Annotated in this window: 24 protein-coding genes; 3 read left to right on the top strand and 21 right to left on the bottom strand. The window is 41.4% G+C overall.

Annotation, left to right across the window (positions count from 1 at the left end; all coding sequences use genetic code 11):
• Positions 1-5: 5 nt before the first annotated feature.
• The 20 genes from K7G75_RS03085 to K7G75_RS02990 all read right to left on the bottom strand — a co-directional run bounded on the left by K7G75_RS03085 (position 6) and on the right by K7G75_RS02990 (position 20,841).
• Positions 6-869, bottom strand: coding sequence for a sulfotransferase (locus K7G75_RS03085; RefSeq protein ID WP_222982685.1), 864 nt, complete (start codon positions 867-869; stop codon positions 6-8).
• Between the two features lie 72 nt (positions 870-941).
• Positions 942-2,846 carry a heparinase II/III family protein gene (locus tag K7G75_RS03080; RefSeq protein WP_222982683.1) on the bottom strand — a complete coding sequence of 635 codons (1,905 nt, stop codon included), beginning with the start codon at positions 2,844-2,846 and terminating at the stop codon, positions 942-944.
• A gap of 5 nt (positions 2,847-2,851) precedes the next feature.
• The gene (locus K7G75_RS03075; protein WP_222982681.1) at positions 2,852-3,901 is read right to left on the bottom strand and encodes a glycosyltransferase family 4 protein; all 1,050 of its coding nucleotides are present in this window, start codon (positions 3,899-3,901) and stop codon (positions 2,852-2,854) included.
• Complete coding sequence (locus K7G75_RS03070) at positions 3,894-5,003, bottom strand: O-antigen ligase family protein (protein WP_222982679.1); 1,110 nt, start codon at positions 5,001-5,003, stop codon at positions 3,894-3,896. The genes K7G75_RS03075 and K7G75_RS03070 overlap by 8 nt, the downstream gene beginning before the upstream one ends.
• An 83-nt stretch (positions 5,004-5,086) precedes the next feature.
• Positions 5,087-5,683, bottom strand: a complete 597-nt coding sequence (locus K7G75_RS03065; RefSeq protein WP_222982677.1) for a LamG domain-containing protein — start codon at positions 5,681-5,683, stop codon at positions 5,087-5,089.
• An 80-nt stretch (positions 5,684-5,763) separates the two neighbouring features.
• A complete protein-coding gene (locus tag K7G75_RS03060) occupies positions 5,764-6,903 on the bottom strand; it encodes an oligosaccharide repeat unit polymerase family protein (protein ID WP_262420261.1) in 1,140 nt (379 codons plus the stop codon).
• A gap of 164 nt (positions 6,904-7,067) precedes the next feature.
• Positions 7,068-8,351 carry a flippase gene (locus K7G75_RS03055; RefSeq protein WP_222982673.1) on the bottom strand — a complete coding sequence of 428 codons (1,284 nt, stop codon included), beginning with the start codon at positions 8,349-8,351 and terminating at the stop codon, positions 7,068-7,070.
• A 52-nt stretch (positions 8,352-8,403) separates the two neighbouring features.
• Positions 8,404-9,657, bottom strand: coding sequence for a sulfate adenylyltransferase subunit 1 (locus K7G75_RS03050; RefSeq protein WP_222982671.1), 1,254 nt, complete (start codon positions 9,655-9,657; stop codon positions 8,404-8,406).
• A 6-nt stretch (positions 9,658-9,663) separates the two neighbouring features.
• Positions 9,664-10,569: a sulfate adenylyltransferase subunit CysD gene (cysD, locus tag K7G75_RS03045; RefSeq protein ID WP_222982669.1), complete on the bottom strand. Its 906-nt coding sequence runs from the start codon at positions 10,567-10,569 to the stop codon at positions 9,664-9,666.
• Positions 10,566-11,159: an adenylyl-sulfate kinase gene (gene cysC / locus K7G75_RS03040; RefSeq protein ID WP_222982668.1), complete on the bottom strand. Its 594-nt coding sequence runs from the start codon at positions 11,157-11,159 to the stop codon at positions 10,566-10,568. Before cysC ends, cysD begins: the two co-directional genes overlap by 4 nt.
• A complete protein-coding gene (locus K7G75_RS03035) occupies positions 11,141-11,575 on the bottom strand; it encodes a DUF2061 domain-containing protein (RefSeq protein WP_222982667.1) in 435 nt (144 codons plus the stop codon). The genes cysC and K7G75_RS03035 overlap by 19 nt, the downstream gene beginning before the upstream one ends.
• Positions 11,576-12,397, bottom strand: coding sequence for a 3'(2'),5'-bisphosphate nucleotidase CysQ (gene cysQ, locus K7G75_RS03030; RefSeq protein WP_222982666.1), 822 nt, complete (start codon positions 12,395-12,397; stop codon positions 11,576-11,578). It abuts the gene before it with no gap.
• 22 nt (positions 12,398-12,419) lie between these two features.
• Complete coding sequence (gene rfbC, locus K7G75_RS03025) at positions 12,420-12,950, bottom strand: dTDP-4-dehydrorhamnose 3,5-epimerase (RefSeq protein ID WP_222983442.1); 531 nt, start codon at positions 12,948-12,950, stop codon at positions 12,420-12,422.
• Positions 12,950-13,819 carry a glucose-1-phosphate thymidylyltransferase RfbA gene (gene rfbA / locus K7G75_RS03020; protein WP_222982662.1) on the bottom strand — a complete coding sequence of 290 codons (870 nt, stop codon included), beginning with the start codon at positions 13,817-13,819 and terminating at the stop codon, positions 12,950-12,952. Before rfbA ends, rfbC begins: the two co-directional genes overlap by 1 nt.
• Complete coding sequence (gene rfbB, locus K7G75_RS03015; RefSeq protein WP_222982648.1) at positions 13,816-14,886, bottom strand: dTDP-glucose 4,6-dehydratase; 1,071 nt, start codon at positions 14,884-14,886, stop codon at positions 13,816-13,818. The genes rfbA and rfbB overlap by 4 nt, the downstream gene beginning before the upstream one ends.
• A 52-nt stretch (positions 14,887-14,938) precedes the next feature.
• Positions 14,939-15,715, bottom strand: a complete 777-nt coding sequence (gene rfbD / locus K7G75_RS03010) for a dTDP-4-dehydrorhamnose reductase (RefSeq protein ID WP_222982646.1) — start codon at positions 15,713-15,715, stop codon at positions 14,939-14,941.
• A gap of 10 nt (positions 15,716-15,725) precedes the next feature.
• A complete protein-coding gene (locus K7G75_RS03005; RefSeq protein ID WP_222982643.1) occupies positions 15,726-16,727 on the bottom strand; it encodes a hypothetical protein in 1,002 nt (333 codons plus the stop codon).
• Position 16,728: 1 nt separating this feature from the next.
• Entirely contained in the window at positions 16,729-18,414 is a 1,686-nt protein-coding gene (locus K7G75_RS03000) for a DUF6909 family protein (protein WP_222983441.1), read from the bottom strand.
• A gap of 57 nt (positions 18,415-18,471) precedes the next feature.
• Positions 18,472-19,968 carry a GH3 auxin-responsive promoter family protein gene (locus K7G75_RS02995; protein WP_222982642.1) on the bottom strand — a complete coding sequence of 499 codons (1,497 nt, stop codon included), beginning with the start codon at positions 19,966-19,968 and terminating at the stop codon, positions 18,472-18,474.
• Between the two features lie 3 nt (positions 19,969-19,971).
• Entirely contained in the window at positions 19,972-20,841 is an 870-nt protein-coding gene (locus tag K7G75_RS02990) for a M23 family metallopeptidase (RefSeq protein WP_222982635.1), read from the bottom strand.
• A 164-nt stretch (positions 20,842-21,005) separates the two neighbouring features.
• Here K7G75_RS02990 and tatA point away from each other — a divergent pair, with 164 nt between their 5' ends.
• The 3 genes from tatA (at position 21,006) to K7G75_RS02975 (ending at position 23,878) form a co-directional block, all read left to right on the top strand.
• Positions 21,006-21,200 (top strand): twin-arginine translocase TatA/TatE family subunit, encoded by a 195-nt coding sequence (gene tatA / locus K7G75_RS02985; RefSeq protein WP_313777801.1) that lies wholly within the window; start codon positions 21,006-21,008, stop codon positions 21,198-21,200.
• 222 nt (positions 21,201-21,422) lie between these two features.
• Positions 21,423-23,471: an OmpA family protein gene (locus K7G75_RS02980; RefSeq protein WP_222982631.1), complete on the top strand. Its 2,049-nt coding sequence runs from the start codon at positions 21,423-21,425 to the stop codon at positions 23,469-23,471.
• Positions 23,472-23,707: 236 nt separating this feature from the next.
• The gene (locus K7G75_RS02975; protein ID WP_222982630.1) at positions 23,708-23,878 is read left to right on the top strand and encodes a DUF6747 family protein; all 171 of its coding nucleotides are present in this window, start codon (positions 23,708-23,710) and stop codon (positions 23,876-23,878) included.
• 88 nt (positions 23,879-23,966) lie between these two features.
• Here K7G75_RS02975 and K7G75_RS02970 read toward each other — a convergent pair whose 3' ends face one another.
• On the bottom strand, positions 23,967-24,956 hold the full coding sequence (locus K7G75_RS02970) for a DUF4837 family protein (protein WP_222982629.1): 990 nt from the start codon (positions 24,954-24,956) through the stop codon (positions 23,967-23,969).
• Between the last annotated feature and the right edge of the window lie 6 nt (positions 24,957-24,962).

The following is a 24,962-nucleotide window of genomic DNA, read 5'->3' as shown; positions in this document are numbered from 1 at the left end:
TGCACCTACATTTTATATCCATTAAGAATCATAAGCGGAAAAGCAAAGAGATAGTAGCAAATCTGCTGTGTACGGGTCATTTTCTTTTTCCACTGAATATCCTTGGAAATAGCAACGCTCTTGTTTGCCTTCATTCTATTCCCCCCAATAATAATTGGCATCTCATAGGATGCTGGTAAAGAAACATGGCTTGTTCCATTATCAAAAATATGGTTATATATCTTTGCAAGCGTCATTTCTGGATTGTCCATAAAATCTTCATATTTGATTTTAATCACCTTACGGTCCACCCAACAAACCATTTGCCCCAAAAAGTTTATTGCGGTATAGTACAGTATCGCTGACAAGGGTGAACGCGAGGTCTGGACCTTTTTCGAAAACGAGTGGATTACACCTCTCACATCCCTTACCACATAGATTCCTTTTGTCCTAATCTGTCGATTTTGTCCAAGAAGCAAATAACGGCTAATATATTTTGAGGAATCCAAGAACCACTTTCCTGGGCTCGAAACCCGAATGGACTGAAATACACTGTTCTGATATTCGAAATATATCTTACTGCTAGATTTGGTCAACAACCACTTGATAGTTTTGGAATGATGCTCCTGCTCTTTGGAAATCTGATTCAATTTTGCGGCCAATTCCACATCCATATCCAGACGTTGCACAACCTCGCCCCAGTATTCACAGTCGAGTATCAACGCTCCGCTAGAGACCGGCTTGTTTTCCGCCACGTATTCATAAAATTGGTTCATTTCCCCCAAAGTCAAAATATCCTTATGGCTGTTCATAACAGTGGCTAAAAGCGTAGTACCGCTTCGACCTGCGCCCAAAAGATATATGCAGTTGATGGAAACTTGTTCTTTCATTAATAGAGGTTTATATATCGGTAAGTCCAGAGCTTACGCTCATCAAACCAAATAGTTCGTTTAGGTGAATACTCAGTGATACTTAATACATGTTGTCAATTGCATTTGATGCTCTATGATAAAATCCATACGGAAGCAGCAGGATCGTTCGATAAGATTGAATTTTGGAGAAAACCAGCCAAGTGGTTCTTTTTTATCTCCAATAACCAATTCTCCTTGGGTAAAGCTATCGTTTTCAATTGTTAACTCCTGACTATCCATCCAAACTTTAAGTATATTTCCAGAATTTTGCACCGTTGCCCGAGGATGAAAATGTAAACGGAAGCCCCCTTTCTGCTCTGTTTCCGAATTTTTTTTTATTATATCAATAATTTTGATTGTGCGATGCGACCTATCCAGCTCAATTCGCCGATTGTGTACAATCCCCAATTCCTCAAATGCATCATGCTCAGCCTGACAAATGGAGTAATCCCGGAAAAATTTGGTTGAAGATTTTGGTGGTCGAGGTTGGGAAATCCAGCTCATCCTATTATTAATCTTGGCGTGGTTGGCTCCATTCACACTAATTGTATTATGGGCATGAATGCCACGAAAATAGTTCCTCCAAAAAATTTGGTTGGAATGGTATTGGTAGGTTCCAGCATCAACAATCATTGGAGCTGTATATTGCTGTAAGGTAAAATGCAACAAATCCGAATGACCGTGCGCAGCTGAAATGGAATCCCCTATCCTGCCAGCATCAAAAGCAATTTTTATTCCATAATTATGGTGATACATGAAGCAATACCCCGATGTTTTAAAAAACGAATCTCCCGGCAATTTATCTGACATCACCGCCCTAAATTTGTTCCCAAATAGCAAATAGTTCCTGAAATCCATGACTCCGTCATTTCTGTAACTAGTGCCAAATAGGTAATTGCATGACATCAACTGCGACCTATATAACGAAAAATTTGGTTGGAAATAGGGGTTAATGACAAACCCTTCGTCGTTATCGCCAAAAACTGTACTGTAGTCATGGTAATCCACATGTTCCAAAAATCGGTACATGCTTTTGAGCTTTTTTTCAATATGGGATGGGACTTCGTTCCCAGAGGCTTTTGTGAAGAGAAATGCAATCAATACTTGATCCGAAACTTCCGCATGATATCTGGTACATAGTTCCATGTGCACCCCATCATCATTAATCTGTGCATGAATTTGGCCATAAAGCATCTTGATCCACTTGTTCCTTTCTGAAATTTTGACATTACAGTAACAGGAGATTACTACGAGTCCCATTAATTCAGCCATGAGATGATTGTTGGCTGAAGAAAAGAGCGACAAGTGATTTTTTAAAAACTCATAATTAAACGTCAATTGGGTTAGAATGGCACTCTCGGTTGTAGGTCTAAGGGCATTGAATCCTGCAAGGATCATGAGGGCATATACTAAGTTTACGCTTCGAATTCCAACCTCAATGCCCGAGGTCCATTGTATGGATTTCAAATATGGGTTTTGGTCTATCCAATCAAAGAGTATCTGTTCCAATACTTGATCGTAACGTGCTTTCGGATCACTTATATGTTTAAATGCCAGAAAAGGAAGAAAGTGGAATCGGGAAGGTTCGGATACAATCTTTATATCTCCAAAAGTGTTGAAATCCTGTCGCTTAATTTTCCCGTAGTACTTTATTGGCGAGCATACCCCATGCTTCAAGTCCGCCCTCCAACTATCCACTTCAAGGACATTGATACTTACATCAAAAAAATCGTAAGTAGCAGTAAATGGGGCTTCCTTGAATAGTTCTTCTATTTGGCCAATTTCATATTTTGGCGCAAAAAAATGTTTGTTTACGCTTAGCAGGTTTGGGGACCTTGTGCTCTGTAGGCGCCCGAAAATCAATTTTTGTGCAAGCTGGGGTATTCTATGGATTAGAATTTCCTTCAATCCCATAAGTTTAAGCCTGTTGTAGTGCCAAATGATTTTCTTTAACATTAGAATTAAACAAATATTTCTTTGAACTGTTGAACAACATATTCTTTTGAGAAAGATTTTTGAATCAACTTTTTTGGTGAATATACTTCTTGGTTGGCCATAAATCTATCAAAAGCGGCCACGTAATCCTCGGTAATGGAAGGATCGTATTTCTCACCGGAAACATTTGAAACAATTATTTCCTTCAAAGCAAAATCGTCCGGGCCAATTACCGGAACATTACAGCTCATCGCCTCCAAGGCAACCAGCCCCAAACTTTCACTCTTGGTCGGAAAAAACAGAACATCAATCAATGCATAAAAATAAGGCATATCCACTTTCTTGAAAGTTTTATGAACAACAACATTGGCCTTTGAGATTATCTTAGAAATGTATTTTTGCCTGTGTTTGCCATAGTCAATAATATGGAACTGATAATCATTGGTTTTGTACATTTCCATCAAACGCAACAACTCCTCAACACCCTTATTGTAATCGATTCCCGATGCAAAACCTATATGTAATGGCTTGCCTAGGTTGGACTTGGTTTTATAATGAGCGCTAAAGAGTGTGGTGTCAATCCCTCCACTAGGGGAAACATGGAATTTAGAAGACCCCAGTTTAGGAATCCGCCGAATCACCTGTTTCCTAAAATACTCCGAGGGAACAATATAACTATATTTTGGAGACAAAAAGCGATATGCGATAGAGTTCATCAATTTTGCAAACCCGCCTGTTGGGACGATATCGCCTCCATGAAAATTGATGACCACATTTTTCATTTTCCCCAGTTTTCCCATCAAGCCAATAAATACATTGGGGAAATGATGAATATAAACATAGTCGTAGTTATCATATGCTTTGAACGAACTTAATTTGACATAAAACTTCAAATAGGATGATAGCTTTTGTGCTCGAGTGGTGTATCTAGAATCTAGAACTATTCGTTCTACATCCAAATCCGCTGCAATGAGACGTTGTTCAATAGTCCAGACATAGTTGCCCCTTTTGGGAAACAATTCAGTTGGGTATGCATTGTTTATGAGCAAAACTTTCTTAGTTGACTGTTCACTCATTTTTCCTGAAAACGCTACTATTGGATACTAGAAACAAAACCATCAAAAAACTTAGGATAACTATTCCCTTGTTGCGCGCAAGGTAAGATTCTGCAAGACAAGAAAGGTAAAAAATCAGAAAGGAAAATAGCAAAAACCATTGTTTTTCTTTCCAAGTAATATATATAGTCACCACAATCATAAACAAGAAAAGAAAAAGCCCGAACAATCCATTCACACTTAGGTAATTCAAGTATTGGTTGTGTGAATTGTAAAGATACTTGTAAGCCGCAACGTGATTTAGCTCGCGATACTTATCGAGTCGCTCATATCGTATCCTATCTGGCCCTACACCAAACACTGGTGATTCCAAAAAAACATCCCATGATGCCCTATTGAGCTTAACCCTATTCTCAACATCACTGTTTCCAGAACCCAAATAGATTCTTCTTACCGCATAGGAATCCCGATTCATCCAGAGCAAGCAAATAAGAACGCCAAATACAATCAACAATTGGGGCTTGAAGTGCTCTTTTATAATAGCCACGGCCACAAGGCCTCCCAAAAAAAGCACCAGTGGAGTACGGGCAAACAACATTACATTATAAAAAATAGAGAATAGAATCAAAACGTTGAGGATGGTTTTGGGAATTTTTACGCTTTTGTAATGATAGATAACCCCTAATATGGCTATGGAAAGCAATACAGAAAAATATGAGTGGTGTACATCTACATAATCCGAAAGATATGTGGAGGCACGCATGGCTCCTAAAGATGAAGAAAGCGTGTTGAAATTATTTTTCGCCAAAAAGCTTATCGTTGAAATAATTTCCAGCGATACCAACCCCAAGAACAATGAGGTGATTATGGAAACATTTAAGTTTTTGATATTTCTATAATCCGTTGTACAAAATATGGGTAACACCAAGAAGGTGATGTTCTTCTCAAGTTCCTTTAGCCCATAGTATTGAAAGCCAAACCGCAATAAGGCCACCAACGCTATCAAAACCGGAATCGCTCCAAAAAGAATTGCCTTGGTTTCAATCTTTTTATCTAGAATCTTATTACGCTCAAGCACGGAAGCAATGGCATACAGCACCAACAATGTTGAGGTTGCCAGCATGGGGTACATCAAGCAAAAAACATATCCAAGAAAAAACAGGTTTCTAAAACCATATGTTGCAATAAAAGATCTGAGATACGATTTCATTGAGGCAAAGGATAGTTCTCCGTTAAGGTCAAATTCATCAATAAATCTTGTTCCTTCTTATCCAAAAGTTCATTGAACAGGTAAAACTGATTTATCTGGCCTTTAAAAAAATATTTGTTCACCGAATTGTCAGTGGCGTAGCCCATTCGAAGAGCTACCGGCCCCTCGGGAGTGCCTGCCTCCAAGACCTGCTCAAAATATGACTCTCCATCTACCATTACATTTATGGTGCGTGTGGCCGGCGTGTAGGTGCAGGAAACAAAATATTTCTCATTGGGGTTTAAATGAGGAAGGTCAAGAAAGCTTTTTGAAAAGTAATTGCCAAATTCATTATGAATTTTTCTATAATCCCTTTTTCCAGATAGTAGTGATATTCTTTCTTTGGAAACCAACAAAGTAATGAAACTGTTTTTCAGTCCCGAAAATCCCCTTTCGTGCAATGTAACCAAGATCCCATTTCGGGAATTGTTCCTGGATTGAAGCCAAAAGGTAAGGGTAAATCCTTGTTTTCCAATATTAAGTTCCGTTGTTTTCTTTTTTGGGCTGGGATCCTGCACGTGTTCGGTTTTAAAACCTAGCTGTTTACTAGTCATAAATGTTTCAAGATTATTCTGCTTTTGCACACATCCCAAATCCAAAAGGAGAATCATTATTAATATTAATGTACGCATAATCAATTCGGAGACTTTATTTGTAAAAATCCAAGAAAGGGCCATAGCAATACTAATGTGAATAATGCCAACAAAAAAGTGGGGGAAAATGGAGCTCCACCATGCACCCAAGTTATCTCAAACGAAATGAAAAAGAGGTAAACAGTATGTGCATAAAGTAAATTTCGTCCCTTGAGATCAAGGAAAAAGTTGAAAATACCTAAAAGTAAGCCTAAAAAACAAATGCCCACTACTCCAAAATCAATATAGAACGGGCTAAGTATAGTTCCCGTTTTGGTGTTCTCGGTGGCAGCACTTATAAGGTTATTGTATATTTTGCCATAATTTCTTTGTTCTCCCGGGAGCACAGTCGATACATGTTCCAAAAAATACTTCCCTCCACCATAGTTATTTCCGATATTGTTCCGTATTTGTTGGAAAATTTGAGGTCCTTCCCTAACGGTATGGATTATTGGAGAGACCAAAAAATAGGTCCTTGAAAGCTCTTCATTGTCCATGATCTCGTAGTATTCTTCCAGGCCAAACCTATTCACATCCCTATAGAGCTTAATCAGATTGGCAGCAAAGAACAACAACAAGAATATTAGAAGAATTTTCTTGACATTTCTTTTAAAATAGGCAGTTCTGGTAGTGTTGAAGAAAAGAACTATCAAAATAAAAAAGATGGATGTCCTATAGCCAGAAAGGACTGCCAATACCAAAAACACACCCAATATGAGCTTATTGCGCGTTTTATAACTCAAAATCATTTTGTAGTAAGCAAAAAACATGGATATTATAAAGATTAACCTGAACAGCGGCTCACTTCCCTTCCTTGATTCTGAATCTCCCAGCAACGGAATCCCTCCGATTAGGTGCCAGTCAATTGCAACACTTACAAAGCCGGCAATCACGATTAAATCCAACAATAATGTAGTGGCACCAAAGTTGAACGGTCCGGATATCGATTTTGTTGTCGCTTTATGTATAGTTGACATTTTTAGGATAGTATAAGAAAGCATCATAAAAAAGACGAACAACATGAAATAAAGTTCATTATAGAAGTCAACAAACTCCCCCCTTCTAATAAAGTTTATGCCGCCGAAAAACCCATATCCCAAAGTGATAATGGGAATGAAAAGGTACGGTTTGAACAAATGCATCCGAAGCAAGCAGAGAATCCATAAGATGTTCATGAAAATCAGGACTTGTCCCACAATTTTAAGATCAATGGATGCTTCAAAAAAAACTAGCCCATAAAACAACAATATGCTACATAAAAGTGCACTTGTAATCGATAAAATCTTAAAACTGGTTTTGTCAATGGTCATTTAAAGCTGTAATACGTTTTCAACTTTAGCTTTTTCCTAATATATAGCATCCCAAGGACATTCCATAATACCATGCCGAGAGCATTCGCAATTGCAACTCCAACCGTTTCATAAAAAACAACCAGAATAAGGCTCAATGCAACGTTCACGAATAATGCAATTGCAATGAATCGCTGCAGTTTTCTTTGCTTCCCCGTCATCTGCATAATGGGTCCAACAGGTCCCGTAACCACGTTGGTCAATTGAGCTAACAAAAGGATGCGAAGGACGTGCTTACCTGCAACATATTCCTCGCCAAAGAAGCTTAAAAAGAATTCGGGGAAGCAAAAAATAGCCAAAAACATGGGAATCCCGGAGAGGAACATAATTTTTGAGGAATACGATATGGTCTCCTCGAGCTGCATCCGATCTTTGCTATTGTAGAAAGCTGCAATCTTTGGGGTCGCAATTGTAGCAATGGCATTGTATACAAAAGATACCATAGTGGCCAGTTTAATGGCCGTGCTATATACCCCAATATTAGACATAGAAACATAAAACCCTAAAACAAACACATCGCTCCAACCCATTATCATGACAATGGCCGATGAGACCATCATAGGGTAGGATTCCAGAACCATGAACCTTATTGTAAATTGTGACTCAACCTCATTGCCCCTGTGTCTGAGTTCTACGCCAATATGAGTGATTATGCTGAAAGCCGCCAAAAACAATCCCATTAGGTATGCAAGTATTGGTGCTTCGTTAAATAACCCCCCTGCCAGAAAAAATGCAGTGACAAATAGCAGTGGAAGTAAAAATTTAAGAAAATGAAAGTAAATTCCAAAAATTTTAATACGCCGTTCCCCCCTAAAAAAGCTTCCCGAAACATCCAATAGAGCCAAAAATGGTATCGCCATGGAGGCATATTCAATACTTTCCTTGAGGTCTGGCTTGTCGTACATCCAGGCAATTGCCCCTGCCAATAGATAAATGGTGCCTCCGACCAGTACAGAACTTATACTGACCAATTTTATCGATTTGAGATAGACACCCTTCTTCTGGTCAAGTGTAGATGCGTTGGCAATCCACTTCACCAATGCAGTCTCAATGCCAAATTTTGCAACCATAGCGCCTACTGACAAAAACAAGAAAGCAATTGAGAATATTCCTTGAATCTTGGGTCCGAACTTGTTAGCTACGACCCACACAAATAGAAATCCTGCTCCATAGCCGATTACCCGTATAAGAAATACCCCGGCGCCTTTGTTGAGAATCTCGCTTTTATTTGAGGTTCCCATTGTCATCCATCAAGATACTTTCATCGGTTAACCGCATTACCAAAGTTTCCAATTAAACTACCATCCCCGCCGCAACGGTCTCGTTGGTCGCATCATCAACCAAAACAACACTTCCCGTGGTCCTGTTTTCGCGGTAGTTGTCTACAAGTAACGGTTTGGTAGTTCTGATTTTAACCTTGCAGATATCATTCATTCCAATTTCAATAGCCTCAGAACTTCGATTCAAGGTGTTGATGTCTATTTTATAGACAATCTGCTTAATCATCGCCTTTTGGTCGTTTGAAGTATGCTTGATGGTATATTTGGCCCCTGGTTTGGCCGGACTGTTGTTCAACCAACACAGCATGACCTCGATATCTTGTAAAGCTTCAGGTTTGTTGTTCGAACGAACAATCATATCTCCTCTACTGATATCAATATCATCCTCCAAAGTAATTGAAACCGACATGGGTGCAAACGCTTCCTCGACCTCACCTGAAAAGGTATCTATGGTCTTGATTTTAGAAGTAAATCCTGAAGGCATCACGGTAATCTCATCGCCCTTTCGAAAAACTCCACCAGCCACTCTTCCGGCATAGCCTCTGTAATCCCTAAATTCTTCGCTTTGGGGTCTCAGAATCGTTTGTACGGGAAATCTAGCGTCCACTTTATTAATGTCACTACTAATGTGCATGGTCTCGAGGGTGTGCAACAGTGGAGCACCTTGATACCAGGTCATATTATCGGAACGGTTGACAACGTTATCTCCAAGCAGGGCACTTATGGGTATAAAGCGGACATCCCTGACGAGCATTTTTGAAGAAAACTCCTCAAACTGACCAATTACCTTGTTATAAGCTTCTTCAGAGAAATCCACAAGGTCCATTTTGTTGATACATACAATCACATGGGGAATCTGCAACAATGATGCAATAAATGCGTGCCTTTTTGTTTGTTCAATAACACCATGCCTGGCATCTACCAAAATGATAGCAGCATTCGCAGTGGAGGCGCCGGTCACCATGTTTCGGGTATATTGAATATGCCCCGGGGTATCCGCTATTATGAACTTGCGCTTGGGGGTGGTGAAGTAGCGGTAGGCCACATCTATGGTAATTCCCTGTTCCCGTTCGTCACGCAGACCATCTGTAAATAAAGCCAAATCCACACCAACATGCCCTTTCTGCTTACTGGTATTTTCAATGGCCTCCAACTGATCCTCAAAAATAGATTTGGAGTCATAGAGCAATCTCCCTATCAAGGTGCTTTTCCCATCATCAACACTACCGGCCGTAGTAAAACGTAAAAGTTGATTATTGTCCAACATAAATTTCTAAAAATATCCTTGTTTTTTTCTGTCTTCCATTGCCGTTTCCGAACGTTTGTCATCAGTTCTGTTGCCCCGTTCGGTCTGTCTCATCGCAGAGACTTCCTGGGCAATTTTTTCAACTGTGTCTGCATCCGACTCTATTCCCCCAGTAATGGTAATATCCCCGAGCGTCCTAAAACGTATTTTTTTCTTGAATATCTCTTCCCCTTCTTCCAGTTTTAGAAACTCGGAATTTGGAATCCAGGAGTTGTTGCGCCAAACCACTTCACGCTCATGTGCGAAATACAATGAGGGTATCTCGATCTTTTCCCGCTTAATGTAATTCCATACATCCATTTCGGTCCAATTACTAATTGGAAATACACGGAAATGCTCTCCCTCAAAATGCTTTCCGTTGAAGATGTTCCATAGTTCTGGTCGCTGGTTCTTTGGATCCCATTGTCCAAAGTCATCCCTGTGCGAGAAAAACCGTTCCTTGGCACGTGCCTTTTCCTCGTCTCTTCTCCCCCCACCGATTGCACAATCCACTTTGTGGTTTTCTATGGCATCCAGCAAAGTTGTAATTTGAAGTGCGTTTCTAGTTGCGTTTTTGCCTTTTTCCTCGGCCACTCTTCCTTGGTCTATGGATTCTTGAACAGAGCCGACAATAAGTCTAACGCCCAGGTCTTCAATAAGGTCATCCCTGAACTTTATAGTCTCAGGGAAGTTATGCCCTGTGTCCACGTGCATCAATGCGAAAGGAATCTTACTGGGATAAAAAGCCTTACGCGCCAGATGCGTGACAACAATGGAATCTTTACCTCCGGAAAATAGTATTACTGGGTTCTGAAACTGGGCCCAGACTTCGCGGAGGACAAATATGGCCTCCGATTCAAGTTCATCCAAATAGTTCAAATAATACTTGCTCACTTCAACAGTAATTTAGGTTGAATCAATTCATATATCTTTTTGATGGACTCCTCTATGGAATCTTTCTCCGTCAAAACAATATCAGGGTGCAAAGGTACTTCATAAGGACTGGATATCCCTGTCATATCCTTTATTTCTCCTTTCCTTGCTTTTTCATATAGGCCTTTCACATCTCTTCTTTCACATTCCTCCAAACTGGTATTCACAAAAACCTCAACATAGTTCTCCTTGCCCACAATATTTTTTATTACACTCCGGTCTTTCTCATAAGGAGCCACAAAAGCTGCCAGAACTACAATTCCAACATCCACAAAAAGATTGGCCAATTCTCCAATTCTTCGATTGTTCTCCGATCGGTCCTCGGGAGAAAAACTCAAGTCTTTATTTAGTCCGCTTCGCACATTGTCCCCATCCAAAATATAAGTCTTGATGTTGTGCTCGAACAATTTTTGCTCCAACGCATTGGCAATTGTTGATTTTCCCGATCCGGAAAGTCCAGTAAAGAAAATTAGAAAGGAGCTGTGCCCATTGACCTTTCTCCGTTCTTTTATCCCTAATTTATAATCATATTTTATGATGTTCTCCTCCATCTTTTTGCTCTGTTTCTAATGTCAAGTCCATAGTTGATTCGATACCACGCCCTTTCATGATAATAGTACAGCACCATTTTGGTGATAACTTCCGCCAAGCCTATCTTCAATCCGGTCCAAGGGTTTCCGGAAATAATCCAGGACAGGATTATTGTATCCAGGGTCCCCAAGGCCCTCCAAGTAATCGTTTTAAGGATGTGTCGCCTCCTGCTATCCCCAATGCCTATTTTTATCCATGCCCGCTCATGGAGATAATAGAGCACCATTTTGGTAATGACTTCGGCCACTCCTATTTTTAGACCTGTGAACGGATTACCGGTAATTATCCAGGACAAAACAATGGTGTCCAAAGTGCCCACCACCCTCCATGTTACGGTTTTTGCCAAGTGCCTTTTATATGATACTTTTTGTGGCATTTAATGAACTAAAAAGAAAGGGTTGAGTAAATTTTCTTTGTTGTAAGTGAGTTCGTTTTTGGTTTCCCAGTTTTCGACCTTATATCCTAAGGCCTTGCAAATGGCATGGCCCGCGGCCGTATCCCATTCCATTGTTGGCGCAAATCTTGGGTATACATCGGCTTTGCCCTCAGCGACAAGGCAAAATTTGAACGAACTGCCTTTTGATACTATGGATACTTCTTTTTGTTTTTTTTGCAAATCTCTAATGAATTCTTCCGTTTTATCATTCATATGGGAACGACTTCCAACCACGCGCACAACATTATTTGTTACGTTCTTGGCCGAGATTTGGTTTTCAGATGAAAAAAGATTTTCCGGCAATTCCTCAATCTTGTCCACAATCACTTTATAACTGGCTCTTTCTTTCACATTTGCAAAGTATAATTCCTTAGTGACCGGTGCGTAAATGACCCCTAAAATCGGCTCCCCTTTGCTAATTAAAGCGATATTTACAGTAAACTCTCCATTTTTTTTGATAAACTCCTTTGTTCCGTCCAAAGGGTCGACCATCCAACAGAGTTCCCAATTTTTTCTGACATGATACTCAATTGTTTTATTCTCTTCGCTGATTATGGGCATCTGTGTCTTTTTTAAATATGAAAGTATAACCTCATTTGCATCCTTATCGGCCTTTGTCAAAGGTGAATCATCCTTTTTATGGACCGTTTCAAAATCAGAGGAATCATATACTTTCAAAATGGCCTTTCCTGCATCAATGGAGGCGCGAATAGCTATTTCGAGGTTTTTGGTCAGGTCATTGTGTGTAATCTCTTGATTCATGGTTCTTGCGCGTTATTTGATCTTATCTCTCTTTTTCCATATTGTCCTTGGCCGAAACTATAATTCGATTCTTTGGTATTTTCCAATTAATTCCAAGCGACTCGTCATTATAAATGATGCTCCCCTCCGAATCTTTGCTATAATAGTTGTCACATTTATAGAATACTGATGCTGTTTTGCTCAAGGTCAAGAATCCGTGTGCAAATACCCTGGGAACAAACAACTGTTTTTTATTTTCACTACTCAGTTCTATCGAGATATGCTGACCATAGGTGTCCGAATCCTTGCGCAAATCAACTACAACATCCTGAATCCTTCCCTCCAACACTGAAACCAATTTAGCCTGGGCATGCTCTCCTTTTTGATAGTGAAGCCCTCGCAATACTCCCTTTTTGGAGAAAGAAATATTGTCCTGAACAAAGTTTACATCCATCCCTATGGCTTTTGAAAAGTCTCTTTGATTGAAGCTCTCAAAAAAATACCCTCTTTCATCATGATGGATTTCTGGCTCAAGGATAAAACACCCTTTCAATTTGGTTTCAGTGGCCTTGATCATACCTCTTTGTTCAAAATACCCAATAGTTTGTTGCCATAACCGCTCTTTGTCAGTGGTTGGGCCAGCTCAATAAACTCTGTTTTCGAGATATATCCCATTTCAAAAGCGGCCAGCTCCAAAGACCCTATTACCAATCCTTGTCTTTCCTCGATTACCTCCACAAACTGTGAGGCCTGCATCAATGCTTGAAATGTCCCCGTGTCGAGCCAAGCGGTTCCCCTGTCCAAAATGCTTACATTGAGCTTTCCTTTTTTGAGGTATTCTTTATTGACATCGGTGATTTCCAATTCTCCTCTGGAACTGGGTTGAATGGTCTTGGCAATGGAGACAACCTCATTGTCATAAAAATAAATCCCAGGCACCACATAATTGGATTTTGGAACTTTGGGTTTTTCTTCAATACTGATGACCTTCCCACTTTCATCAAATTCCACGACACCATAGCGCTGAGGGTCGTTCACCCTATAGGCATATATTATTCCTCCATCGGGGTTGTTGTTGGATTGCAAAAGCTTTGCAAGCCCCGCCCCGTAAAAAACGTTATCCCCAAGAATCAGGGCCACTTTATCATTACCTATGAATTCTTCTCCGATAACAAATGCTTCGGCCAATCCTTTGGGTGCATCTTGAACCGCATATGAAAAAGAGCAGCCACATTTTTTCCCATCCCCCAACAGTTCTTGAAAGAGTGGAAGGTCTTTTGGTGTAGAGATAATCAATATTTCCTGAATGCCCGCATACATTAGGGTGGACAAAGGATAATAGACCATCGGCTTGTCATAAATAGGCATTAACTGCTTGCTTACCGAAAGGGTAAGTGGGTGCAGCCTGCTGCCTGTTCCCCCTGCTAAAACAATTCCTTTCATTTGCCCAGTTGGTGATATTGTTTACTATAATATTCCCTATATCCTCCTGTAGTTACGTTGCTCAGCCATTCTTGGTTTTCCAAGTACCAGTCAATGGTCTTTTCCAGGCCCTGTTCGAAAGTCACCGAGGGTTTCCACCCCAATTCCCTGTTTATTTTGGATGCATCAATCGCGTATCTAAGATCATGTCCTGGGCGATTTTTTGTAAAAGTGATAAGCTTTTCAGCTGTTCCCTTGTTTCTGCCCAACTTTTTGTCCATCAGGCCACATAGTAGCTTAACAAGTTCAATGTTTTTCCACTCGTTAAAACCTCCAATGTTGTAGGTTTCGCCTTTTCTCCCCTCATGAAAGACCAAATCTATGGCCACAGCATGGTCCTTCACATACAACCAGTCCCTTGTATAATTCCCATCTCCGTAAACGGGTAAGGGTTTGTTATTGACGATGTTGTTGATGAACAAGGGAATCAACTTTTCCGGAAACTGATTGGGTCCATAATTATTGGAACAATTGGAAATCACATAAGGGAGACCATATGTCTCACCGTAGGCTCTTACAAAATGGTCCGCGCCCGCCTTGGAAGCTGAATAAGGTGAGTTTGGGCAGTAGGGGGTTGTTTCGGCGAAAAGCCCTGTTTCTCCTAAAGTACCATAAACCTCATCGGTGCTGATATGATAAAAAACGAAATCTTTATTGTGCTTGATTAAATCCAAAGAGGCATTGAGCAAATTCACGGTGCCAAAAATATTTGTTTTGACAAAAGATAACGGATCCGTTATTGAACGATCTACATGGGATTCCGCGGCCAAATGGATGACCCCGTCGAAATTTATAGTGGCGAACAGCTTCGAAATGAAACGGGTATCGGTAATATCTCCTTTTACAAAGGAATAGTTTGATACCCCCTCAATGTCTTTTAAATTCTCCAAATTGCCTGCGTAGGTGAGCGCATCCAAATTATAGATATGATATTGCGGATAAGATCTTACAAAGCGCCTTACCGTATGAGAGCCTATAAAACCTGCTCCCCCTGTGATCAACATTTTTTTTTGGATGTGCTTTCCCATGAAGCTTTTCAGAACTAATCAGTGGGTTACATTAATCTTTTTATGCAATTTTCTATGCAAGAACACTGTTCTTTGGTCTTTTGGCAAAGGTACGATAATTCCTGTCCAGGATTAGTTCAACGGTTTCCTCCAGGCCATGGTCCCTCAAAATCTTCTTTGCAAAACCATGCCATGACATGGCTTCCCCGTCGCAGAAGTGATATGTTCCGAAAGGCTTTTTCCCAAAAACCATTCCTTCCAAAATAAACTTGGAAAGGTTCATGGTATCCGTAGGACATCCTATTTGTAAATCCGTTACACGGAGTTCTTCCCCGGCCATCGCCTTTTTTAAGATGGTTCGACAAAAATTATGTCCATGTTTTTTGCTGTAAAGCCAAGAGGTGCGTATAATGTAATGCTCCGGTAGTAGTGCCCGTATATGTTCTTCCCCCTTTAACTTGGATTTGCCATATTCGTTAATAGGATTGGTCTTATCGTGAATGGTATATGCCCCCTTTTTCTCGCCGTCAAAAACATAGTCGGTGGATATATGGACCAAAATGGTTTTATGTTTCATGCAGGCCATCGCGAGGTTCTTGACCCCTTCAGCATTGACTTTATATGCCTTTTCCGGTGTCTTTTCTGCCTGTTCAACATTGGTATAACCTGCGCAGTTTATACAATAATTATATTTCCTTTCTTTAAAAATGCGGTCTAAGCTTTGTTTGTCCGTGATATCAAGATTTTCATGGTCGAAGAAATCAAAAACCACGTTTTTCCCATCCAGCACGAATTCTTGTAAGGTTCGTCCCAACTGTCCATTAGATCCAGTAACGATTGCCCTTTCCATCAAAGTATGGTTAGTGAGCTTTTTTCTCTATTTGACTGCTCTTTTTGTTTAGATACTTTAAAAATGATAGAAGAAAAAACAGTGAAATAAGAAGGGTAGGAATAAAAACAATCTTTTTTCCGAACAGGGGCTTGGAAGTCTTGTGTGGTTTTCCAAAATTGACAATGCTCAATGGCGTGGTTTTGGACTTAAGTTCTATTCTCTCCAGCTGTATCTCACCTATCATTCGGTTTTTTAAACCCAACAAAGAGCCAATGTTCAAGCGATCTTCGTTATCAAATACTATTTTGCCAATATCGGTTCCTTGTTGTTCCCTGTTCAATTTTTTGGAATAGTTTGCTATCAGCGTATCTATCTGCGCTATGGAACGCTCATTTCTCTCGATGGTTTCCAATGAGTTCATTGTTTGCACTGCAATCAAATCATTGAAATAGCCGTTGGAATTAATGTATTCCATCATCTTTTTTGCCATTTCATTTCCTTTGTCACCCTTGAATGAGAAACTAATTCTATGGTGCAATTCTGTGTTCTTCAATACTTCTTGACGCAATACGTCAGCAATCAAATCGGTGCCCTCAAACTTTTGAAGCACCTGCAAATATTCCAGCTCCTTATCGGTGTTCTTTACATCATCCTTAACGGGCTCAATGGAAATTTGGAATCCTTTCGTATCATCGATGGCAATTCCCATTTCATTGAAGAAGGTCTCGTTTCTGTCCTTTAGGTTGGCATCTATTTCCTCGACCACATCATACAAATAGTCCTTGCTTTCCAAATTGGGTTTTACTATTACATCTATCTGCTTTTTGTCCTCCGTGATAAATTTCAGGCCGAAGCCGATAAGGGCACCGATAACAGCCAAGCTGATTAGGATAATTGCATTGTTCTTTAAGTACAAAAAAACTAGCAAGAAGAAATTTCCGAGCTTATTGAACCCTTTTCCAATCATTTGAAATAGTTGCCCTAGGTCTATTTCATCCGATGTGTTCTGATTTACTGGTTGGTCTGCCATATTATGAATTAAATATTTGTTTTAGAATGCGGTCCGTGATCAAATAAGTGGGTTTTACCCCTGTGGTTCCCAATCCACCGGAGGCCAAAGTGCTGCCGGTTTCCAAGGGATTGTCCGATGCGTAGTAGGCATACCGTACCTTCACATCCTTTTTAATGCTTTTCCTAATTTTTGAGGCGGATTGTATTGCCTTTTGATAGTGCACACCCTCCATTTCCAAACCTATCACGTTCCATGTGGACTCGTTAAAAAATCGGAGGATATCCTTATTCTGCAAGGAGGTCCCCAAAACCGTTACCATAGTCCCTTCCATAACCTTCAACCCGTTGCCCTCAAAATCTTTGGCGCTCAGCTCATTATGGAATGGGTAATTGTCCGCAGTGCCTTCAAAAATATGGGCCGATGGAATCATCAAATCTCCTTTGCCTCCTTCCAAAATACCGGCCTTTCCCATAATGGAAATGGAATGTACGTTCAAAAACTTTTTCTCCCCGTTTTCTTCCATCGGTTTCAAGAGCTCATCAATGGTCTCATAGGCCTGCTCGCCAAAAGCATAGTCCATAACAAAGATAACGGGTTTTTCCTCATCAGAAACGCCCTCTTGGAGTTCGTAGCAGCAGGTTTCTTGACCAAATTTTGAGGTATCGAAAATCTGCACATCGATATTGGCCCCGGTTCTATCATCGATAAAAATCATGCCGTTCTTTTCGCCAACGGCCTTGATCTTTTCCCGAAGGCCCTCATTTTTGGCTGAACTCAGGGCTTCAAAAATCTCTAGGGATTTTGCACTTGGAAATTCCTTTGCCAGAGTCTTCTTGGCAAAGAGCGAGTTCATCACACTGTGCATGTTGGCACTTATGATGTGGATCGGTCTATCCAACAGTTTCTTTTCCGAAAGGGTCTTCTTTATTTTATATGCCCAGCGCTCCCCGTGGATGTGGTGCCCCAATCTTTCCCGCAATATGGGACTGAAGGTAATGGTGCGCTTATCGCCCGTGGTCTCCTCTTCTAAGGCCAATTTGCCAAGCCAATGGATTATTTGAAGAAATCTATCCGGGTTGTTGGGTTTTCCCAGTTTTTGTTGCATTTCAACAATTTCATCAAAGGTCCTGCCCAAAATGTTGGCGGCATGAATCATGGCCACTTCCCTTTCGGCGGCATTTTTTTTCTTCTGATTTAAGAATTGGGTCAATTTTTCCCAATCCCTAATTGTGGCGTTGCCATCCTCTACCAAAACCCTTTTACTGATCTTCCCGGATTCAATGAACAGAAACGTAAGGTGGGTAAGGATATCATAAATGTCGCTTCGTCCCCTGGTAATCTCAATGTTCATCTGCTCCCCGTCAATGCGATAGCAATTTCTTCTTCTTTTTGGAGGGATAATGGGCTTTAAGTGTGACTTGGAAAAGCCTTCGTCCGAAGTAAGGTTGATGAATCGGCATTCCTCGATGCCCTCTGGCAAACGTTCCAGCACATAGATCAAACCGTTAAGTTCCGCTCTTTGCTCTGCAACCGACCCGTAAATCTCAGGTCTTAACACCAAAAGGGCGTCCCTTAGGGCGTTGCCCGACACTCCGGATGGTTTGTAGAATCCCCTGTTCAGCAAATGCCTCATGGTGATGTACAAACGTTCAATGGCGTTGGTGGATTCCTGTGCCCTTGTGGGCTGTTTAATTTCTGATACCATACTAACTTCGCGCAAAAATACACGATTTCCAAAGAAAGAGGAACTATTTGGTTGTATCTAAATTTTGAAGGGCTGGAGGCCATCTGCCACTTTACGGTCATTGGCAAGGCGTTGTACCTTGTTCTGCCCTCCCAATTTCCCTATGGTCTTCATGTATTCCTGAAATCCTCCTGGTTTTATCTCGGTAATTTTCAGGGGTTGCAAAATATTTCCTGCGATGAGGTCGTAATAATAGCTGTTTTGTTTCTGCATGCTTTGTTCCATCAATTCAGAAAACAACTTGGGATTGGAAGGCGGCCTTTCAAACTCGATGAGCCACTCGTGGTAGGGCAATTCTCCGTCCTCAGGGCTGGTCTGCGGAGCAACGGTAAACTCATTTACCAGGGCATCTGTCCTTTCCACTGCCATTTGCAGTGCCTCTTCCACTTCCTTTGCGATCACGTGCTCCCCAAAGGCTGAAATGAAGTGTTTGATTCTTCCCGAAACAATCACGCGGTAGGGTTCCATGGAAACAAACCGAACGGTATCTCCCAGGTTATATGCCCACAGTCCTGCATTGCTCGATATGACCATGGCGTAGTCCACATCCTGTTTTACATCGGCAATCGTCAGTCTTCTTGGGTTTTCATCAAAAAATTCATCCGCTTTTATGAACTCGTAAAAAATACCAGAGTTCAATAAGAGCAACATACCCTGCTCATTTTGCGAGTCTTGGTAGGCAAAAAAGCCTTCGCTGGCCGGAAAGAGCTCAATACTGTCCACCTTTCGGCCTATAAGGTTTTCAAATTTTGCCCTGTACGGTTCATAGTTGACCCCTCCGTAGATAAAAAGTTGAAACTTCTTGAAAAGTTGTCCCACTTTCTGGCCCGTGGTCGTGTGGAGTTTTTCAAAATACATCTGAACCCAGGATGGAATCCCAGCTATGACCGTCATGTTCTGGTCCTTGGTTTCCTCAACGATCTTATCCACCTTGGTCTCCCAGTCCTCAATGCAATTGGTCTCCCAGCTGGGAAGCCTATTTTTTTGAAGGTAATTGGGCACATAATGCGCCGAAATTCCAGAAAGCCTTCCGAGTTTGATTCCTCCCTTTTCTTCCAAAACGGGACTCCCTTGCAGGAAAATCATCTTTCCATCCACAAAATCCGCATTCCCGGTTTCATGGATATAGCTTAGAATGGCATTGCGTGAAGCTTCAACCTGGTGTTTGATGGACGCCTTGGTAATTGGAATATATTTGGCGCCTGAGGTGGTGCCCGAGGTTTTGGCGAAATACATGGGCCTTCCAGGCCAGAGTATATCCTTTTCACCATCAATAATTTGTTGGATATAATCCTTCAACTCCTCGTAATCCCTTACTGGAACGTTATCTACAAAATCCTGGTGTGATTCTATGCCTTCGAAGCCATGCGCCCTTCCAAACGCGGTCTGCTTGCCATTTTTAATGAGGTCCTGAAAAATCCTTTGTTGGGTGGAAATAGGATTTTTTGCCCATTTTGCAGTCTTGAGGGCAATTCTTCTGGCAAAAAGCTTTGCTGCTATCGCTTTAAGTGACATGCGCTAGTTGAAGTCGATGTAGTTCAAAGGATTAACGGGCTTTCCCTCTCTCCACAGTTCAAAATGTAAATGTGGCCCGGTTGTGAGCTCCCCTGTGTTGCCCACGGATGCTATGACCTCACCCGCTCGAACCCGTTCGCCCTGTGATTTGGTTAACGAACCGTTATGCTTGTAAACCGATGTGAGCCCATCTTGATGTTCAACGATAATGACAAAACCCGTTTCGGAAGTCCATTCGGAAAAAAGAACCGTTCCATTCGCAATGGATTTCACCGGCGTATCCTTTGGTGCCACCACGTCCACAGCATAGTGCTTGCTGGCCGGATCAAAAGTTTGGGTAACCGTTCCGCTTACGGGAGAGAACAACAGGTTCTCCACATTATCAATGTTCCGTTCAAAAAGGTTGTATTTGTCCTCCAATTCAACTTCTTCCCTGAGGAGTAGGTCCTGGCGGATAGGGGTTAGGTCCACTGAGGAAGGATCTAACTTGTATTTTTCAAAAAGCGAGTCCCTGTTCATCTCGTTGTTTTCAACATCTCCGCGAAGTACCATGCGCACATTATCCAAATACCTATTGGTATAATTTAAAACAGTAACCAAGGAATCCGTTTTGTAGGTCAGTTCCGTGGCCTGTCGCTTAAGTTTGGTGGAAGAATAGCCCGGAATGTACTCTCTAAGTGGGGTAAAGGCGATTATCAGGGTAGTAAGGCCAATAAGTGCAATGATAAAAAGCGTTCCAGTAACAAAAACATTCAGTCGACTCAGTTTAAAAGAAATTTTCTCCTCAAAGGTGCTTTCATTGAGAATGACCAAACGATACTTGTGCAACAGTTTTCGTTTTATTTCCTTTCGTTTTTTGCCTTGCTTTGCCATAATGGACAAAGATAACCCATGATTTTAATTTTGATGTTAAGCATTTTAAAAATCGCACGTCAATACGCGGTCCAATTGGCACATGCAATGCTAATTTTAGTTAATTGCGTGCTTACTACGCTTCTTTTTAGTAATTTTACTTTCAATTATAAGGTGTAGATTGTATGATTGCTCAAACTATTTTACTGGGAATGCTCGGACCTTGGCAAATTGTCCTTATTGTGGTGGTAGTTCTTCTGCTCTTCGGGGGCAAAAAGATTCCGGAACTTATGAGGGGACTTGGAAGCGGTATCAAGGAATTCAAGGATGCATCCAAGGAAGATGAAAAGTTGGAAGGCGGCAAGGAGCCCAAGTCCTGATTTTTTAGATTTTCCCTCGCGATAGGCCCTTTACCCATAGGGCTTCATCGATGAAGAACCACATATTTTACGTGTACACGCCACAAAACCCTTCTTTCACAACAAAAAGTTACGCTCCGTTACAGCTTATGTTATTTTTGGTTCTGTAACTGAATGTTAAGCTCTTTTTGCTTAGCCTCCAAATGATTCCCTTGGGAATTATTTGCGCAGACGGAGTAGTTAATGAAACAATTCTTATTATCATTTTTCTTTTTGCTTTATGCCTTTGGCATGATGTCGCAAGAGATTGCCCTCGTGGAAACGGATGATACAAGCATCGACCTGGTTAAAAAACAGGATGGTGCCCCTGCTGATGGCGTGCACCCACTTAAACTAGAAGCTCTTGGGGATAAAGAATTGCAGGAGTTTTTGCGGAAAAAGGGAAGCGCGGCCAAGCTTATTGAAAAGGGAAATGAATATTTCGATAAGATGTGGTATGCGGAAGCGGCCAGGGTATACGATATTGCACTTGAGCAAGGGGATGTGCCTCAAACCTACCAACTACTTTCCAAAGCAGGAGACTCCCATTATTACAGCGGCAATTTAGAAAAGTCCCACAAATGGTACCATCAGCTATACGAACTGTACAAAGATGAGATTACAGCAGATAAGTTCTTCAGGTATGCCCACATATTAAAGGGCACTGGACGCTACCGGAGGGCCGCCAAACTTACAGAGCTCTTTAATGGCGCCAATGCCCAGTACCAAAGTGGGGAAAATAATAGCTGGAAAGGTCCAGCATTGGTCGAAATAAAGAACATGGCCATTAATTCGCAGTATTCCGATTTCTCGCCCATGTTCCATAAAGATTCCAATATTGTCTTTGCCTCTGCCAAGGATTCTTCCTTTATTACCACCCGCAAATATAGGTGGACCAATCAACCCTTCCTTGATCTTTACGTGGCTCGCGCAGATGAGGAAAACGGCGACCTTAGGCAGCCCAAAAAGTTCTCCAAGAACATCAATACCAAATATCATGAGGCTTCCGTTGCCTTTTCTCCTGACCAAAAGACCATCTATTTTACCCGGAACAACTACAAAAAGAAGCTCAAGCGAGGCAAAAATGGCATCAACCACCTAAAAATTTACCGTTCCAGATATATTGAAGGTGCATGGACCGAAGCAGAAGAAGTGCCTTTCAACAGCGAAAACTATTCCACCGGGCATCCATCCATAAGTCCAGATGGGAAAAAGCTCTACTTTGTGTCCGACAGGCCAGGTGGCTATGGCCAGACCGACATTTACATGGTGGACCTGCTTGAAAACGGTCAATTTTCCGAACCCCAGAACTTGGGGAGGACCGTTAACACCGATAAAAAAGAAATGTTCCCCTACATTACCGACAATGCCCTATACTTTTCCTCGGATAGAAACATGGGAATGGGTGGATTGGACATCTACAAAGCGGATCACTCCAACGGAATTTTTGGCGTTGGAATCAATCTAGGTGAACCCATCAACAGCAATAGGGATGATTTCTCCTATATAATCGACACCAAAGGTGAAAAAGGTTATTTCGCATCCAACAGAAAAGGAGGTAAAGGTGATGATGACATCTATTCCTTTAAGTTCCTTGAAAATCTTAATGCCATTTCGGGGCTGATAACCGATGAAATAACCGGTGATACAATTCCAGACGCCTTGGTACAGCTGTTCGACAAAGATCAGATTCCCATTGCCGAGGCCCGCACCTCGAAAGATGGAACATTTATATTTGAAAATCTGAAACCAAGAGTACGCTACACGGTCAAAACCTCCAAAAAAGGATATTTTGAGGCCATGAAAAACGTGGATACCCAGAGCAACATCAATATTGCCATTTCGCAACCGTTGAAACCGTTGAAGGACATAATCAAGGAGGATGAAGGCGTATTGAAACTGGAAACGGAAACGATTTACTTTGATTTTGACCGCTTCAACATAAAAGTCGATGCGGCAAGAGAGCTTGACAAACTGGTGGAGGTGATGCGCGAATATGGGGACATGGTCATTAAAATCGAATCCCATACTGATGCTATTGGGCGCAAGGCATACAACAAATACCTTTCGGATAGAAGGGCCAAGTCCACCAGGGACTATCTCATTGCACAGGGCATAGAGCCCTCAAGAATACAGAGTGCCATTGGTTATGGGGAAGAACGTCTTTTGAACCACTGTGGTGATGGCATACGATGTTCTAGGAGCCAGCATCAGGAAAACCGCCGTTCGGAATTTATCATTGTTTCCCAATAAGTAGAGGAAAGAAGCCTTTTCCATTCTTTTTTGTTCCAGATGCATTATATCGAGAAACCCATCGATGTACGGCTTTTCCCAATGGTGCATTACACCCCATAAACTGATTGCTTCATAGAGATTTTTTATAGGAAAAAACTTTCGTCCGACTTTTTTGGCTTTTCACCCCATAGTTTTTCACTGCTCGTTTCATGGGCCAATCTTTGCTGTGTCTTTAAATCTTAAAACTCGGAAATATGAAAAAACTAGTACTTGTAAGAGAAATTTATTTAGAAGCATTCCGCAATTTGGGGCATTTCATTATAGAAAAATACTTTAAGGCTTTTGCCTGGTTCAGCTTTGTGATGTTCTTTGTGGTATTATATGCGTTTGTATACAGATTGGCAACTGGCTTTGCTTTTGACTAACTAACCTTTAAGCATTTAAAGAACGGAAAAGCCCGGAGAGTTAATTTCTCCGGGCTTTTTTGATTTTATTGGACCGTATTATTCGCTCTCACGGAGTCGCATCAAAATCCACGGTCTTCAAAATGGCCTCGAGCTCAAACATATAGTCCCTTTTCTCTTCCGAAGGGGCAAATGTGAAGCCCTCCAGCACCAACTTTCGATTATTCTCCTCGTCATTGATGATATAGGTCAGAAAGGGGCCGGCCATTGGGTAACCGCTTATTTCCCATATTCCCCTTACCTCGGCAGCTTTTTTTCCATCTATCCTTGCAGGGAAAATATATGGCGCAAATGCTTTTTCGGTAATCATATAGGTGTTCTCATAAGGTCCTGGGACATACTTTTTTCCAATGGAATCACGCATCTTCACTATATCTGACACAAAAGTTGAGTCATTGGCAAAACTATCCCCTGGCATGGCATAGGCCACAATGTTCATGGTGCCCTTGGGAATCTGGATGTCCATCCAAACAAAGTTTTTGTCCCGTTTTCCAACCTTATACAGTGAGGGGACATTCAGTTTTATTCCAAACTCTTCCCAGAAGGCCATATCCTTGCTCAATGAACGGGTAAACCTTTTCTGGGCCTCTTCAAGCTCTGTTTTTTTAAAAGCTGCTATTGCTTTTGAAGCCAATGAATCTATTCCATGGGTCAAATCTGCATATGTCTCGCCCTTGACCACGGCAATCTTTTGGGGTTTTGCGGAAACATCGGATTTGATATGGGCCAAGTTTGTGGTATCCAGTTCCACAAAAAGCACAGATCTGGAATAGGTGGTGGCCCCTTTGAATACTTGGGGAGGAATTTGCGTGATGCTGAACTTGGGCTCTCCCTGAGGGAGTCCTCGGACAGGGGCGGCAAAATGCTCCCGAACCCTATCTCCGACCTCGCCCTTCCAAAGCTCGGTATCCATTACCACCATCAAGGAATTGATGCCCCCAGTAGAGGGCGGAAGAAATCGTTGTTTGGTCCCAGATTCATTACAGGACCAGAGCACCAAAAGAAGAATGGCGCTTGCTAGTGTTCCAAATTTTTTCATGTCAAG

The sequence above is a fragment of the Flagellimonas meishanensis genome, from assembly GCF_019880545.1.
Lineage (GTDB): Bacteria > Bacteroidota > Bacteroidia > Flavobacteriales > Flavobacteriaceae > Flagellimonas > Flagellimonas meishanensis.
Note: the sequence above shows the minus strand (reverse complement) of the source record. Positions and strands in the feature narration are given on the sequence as shown.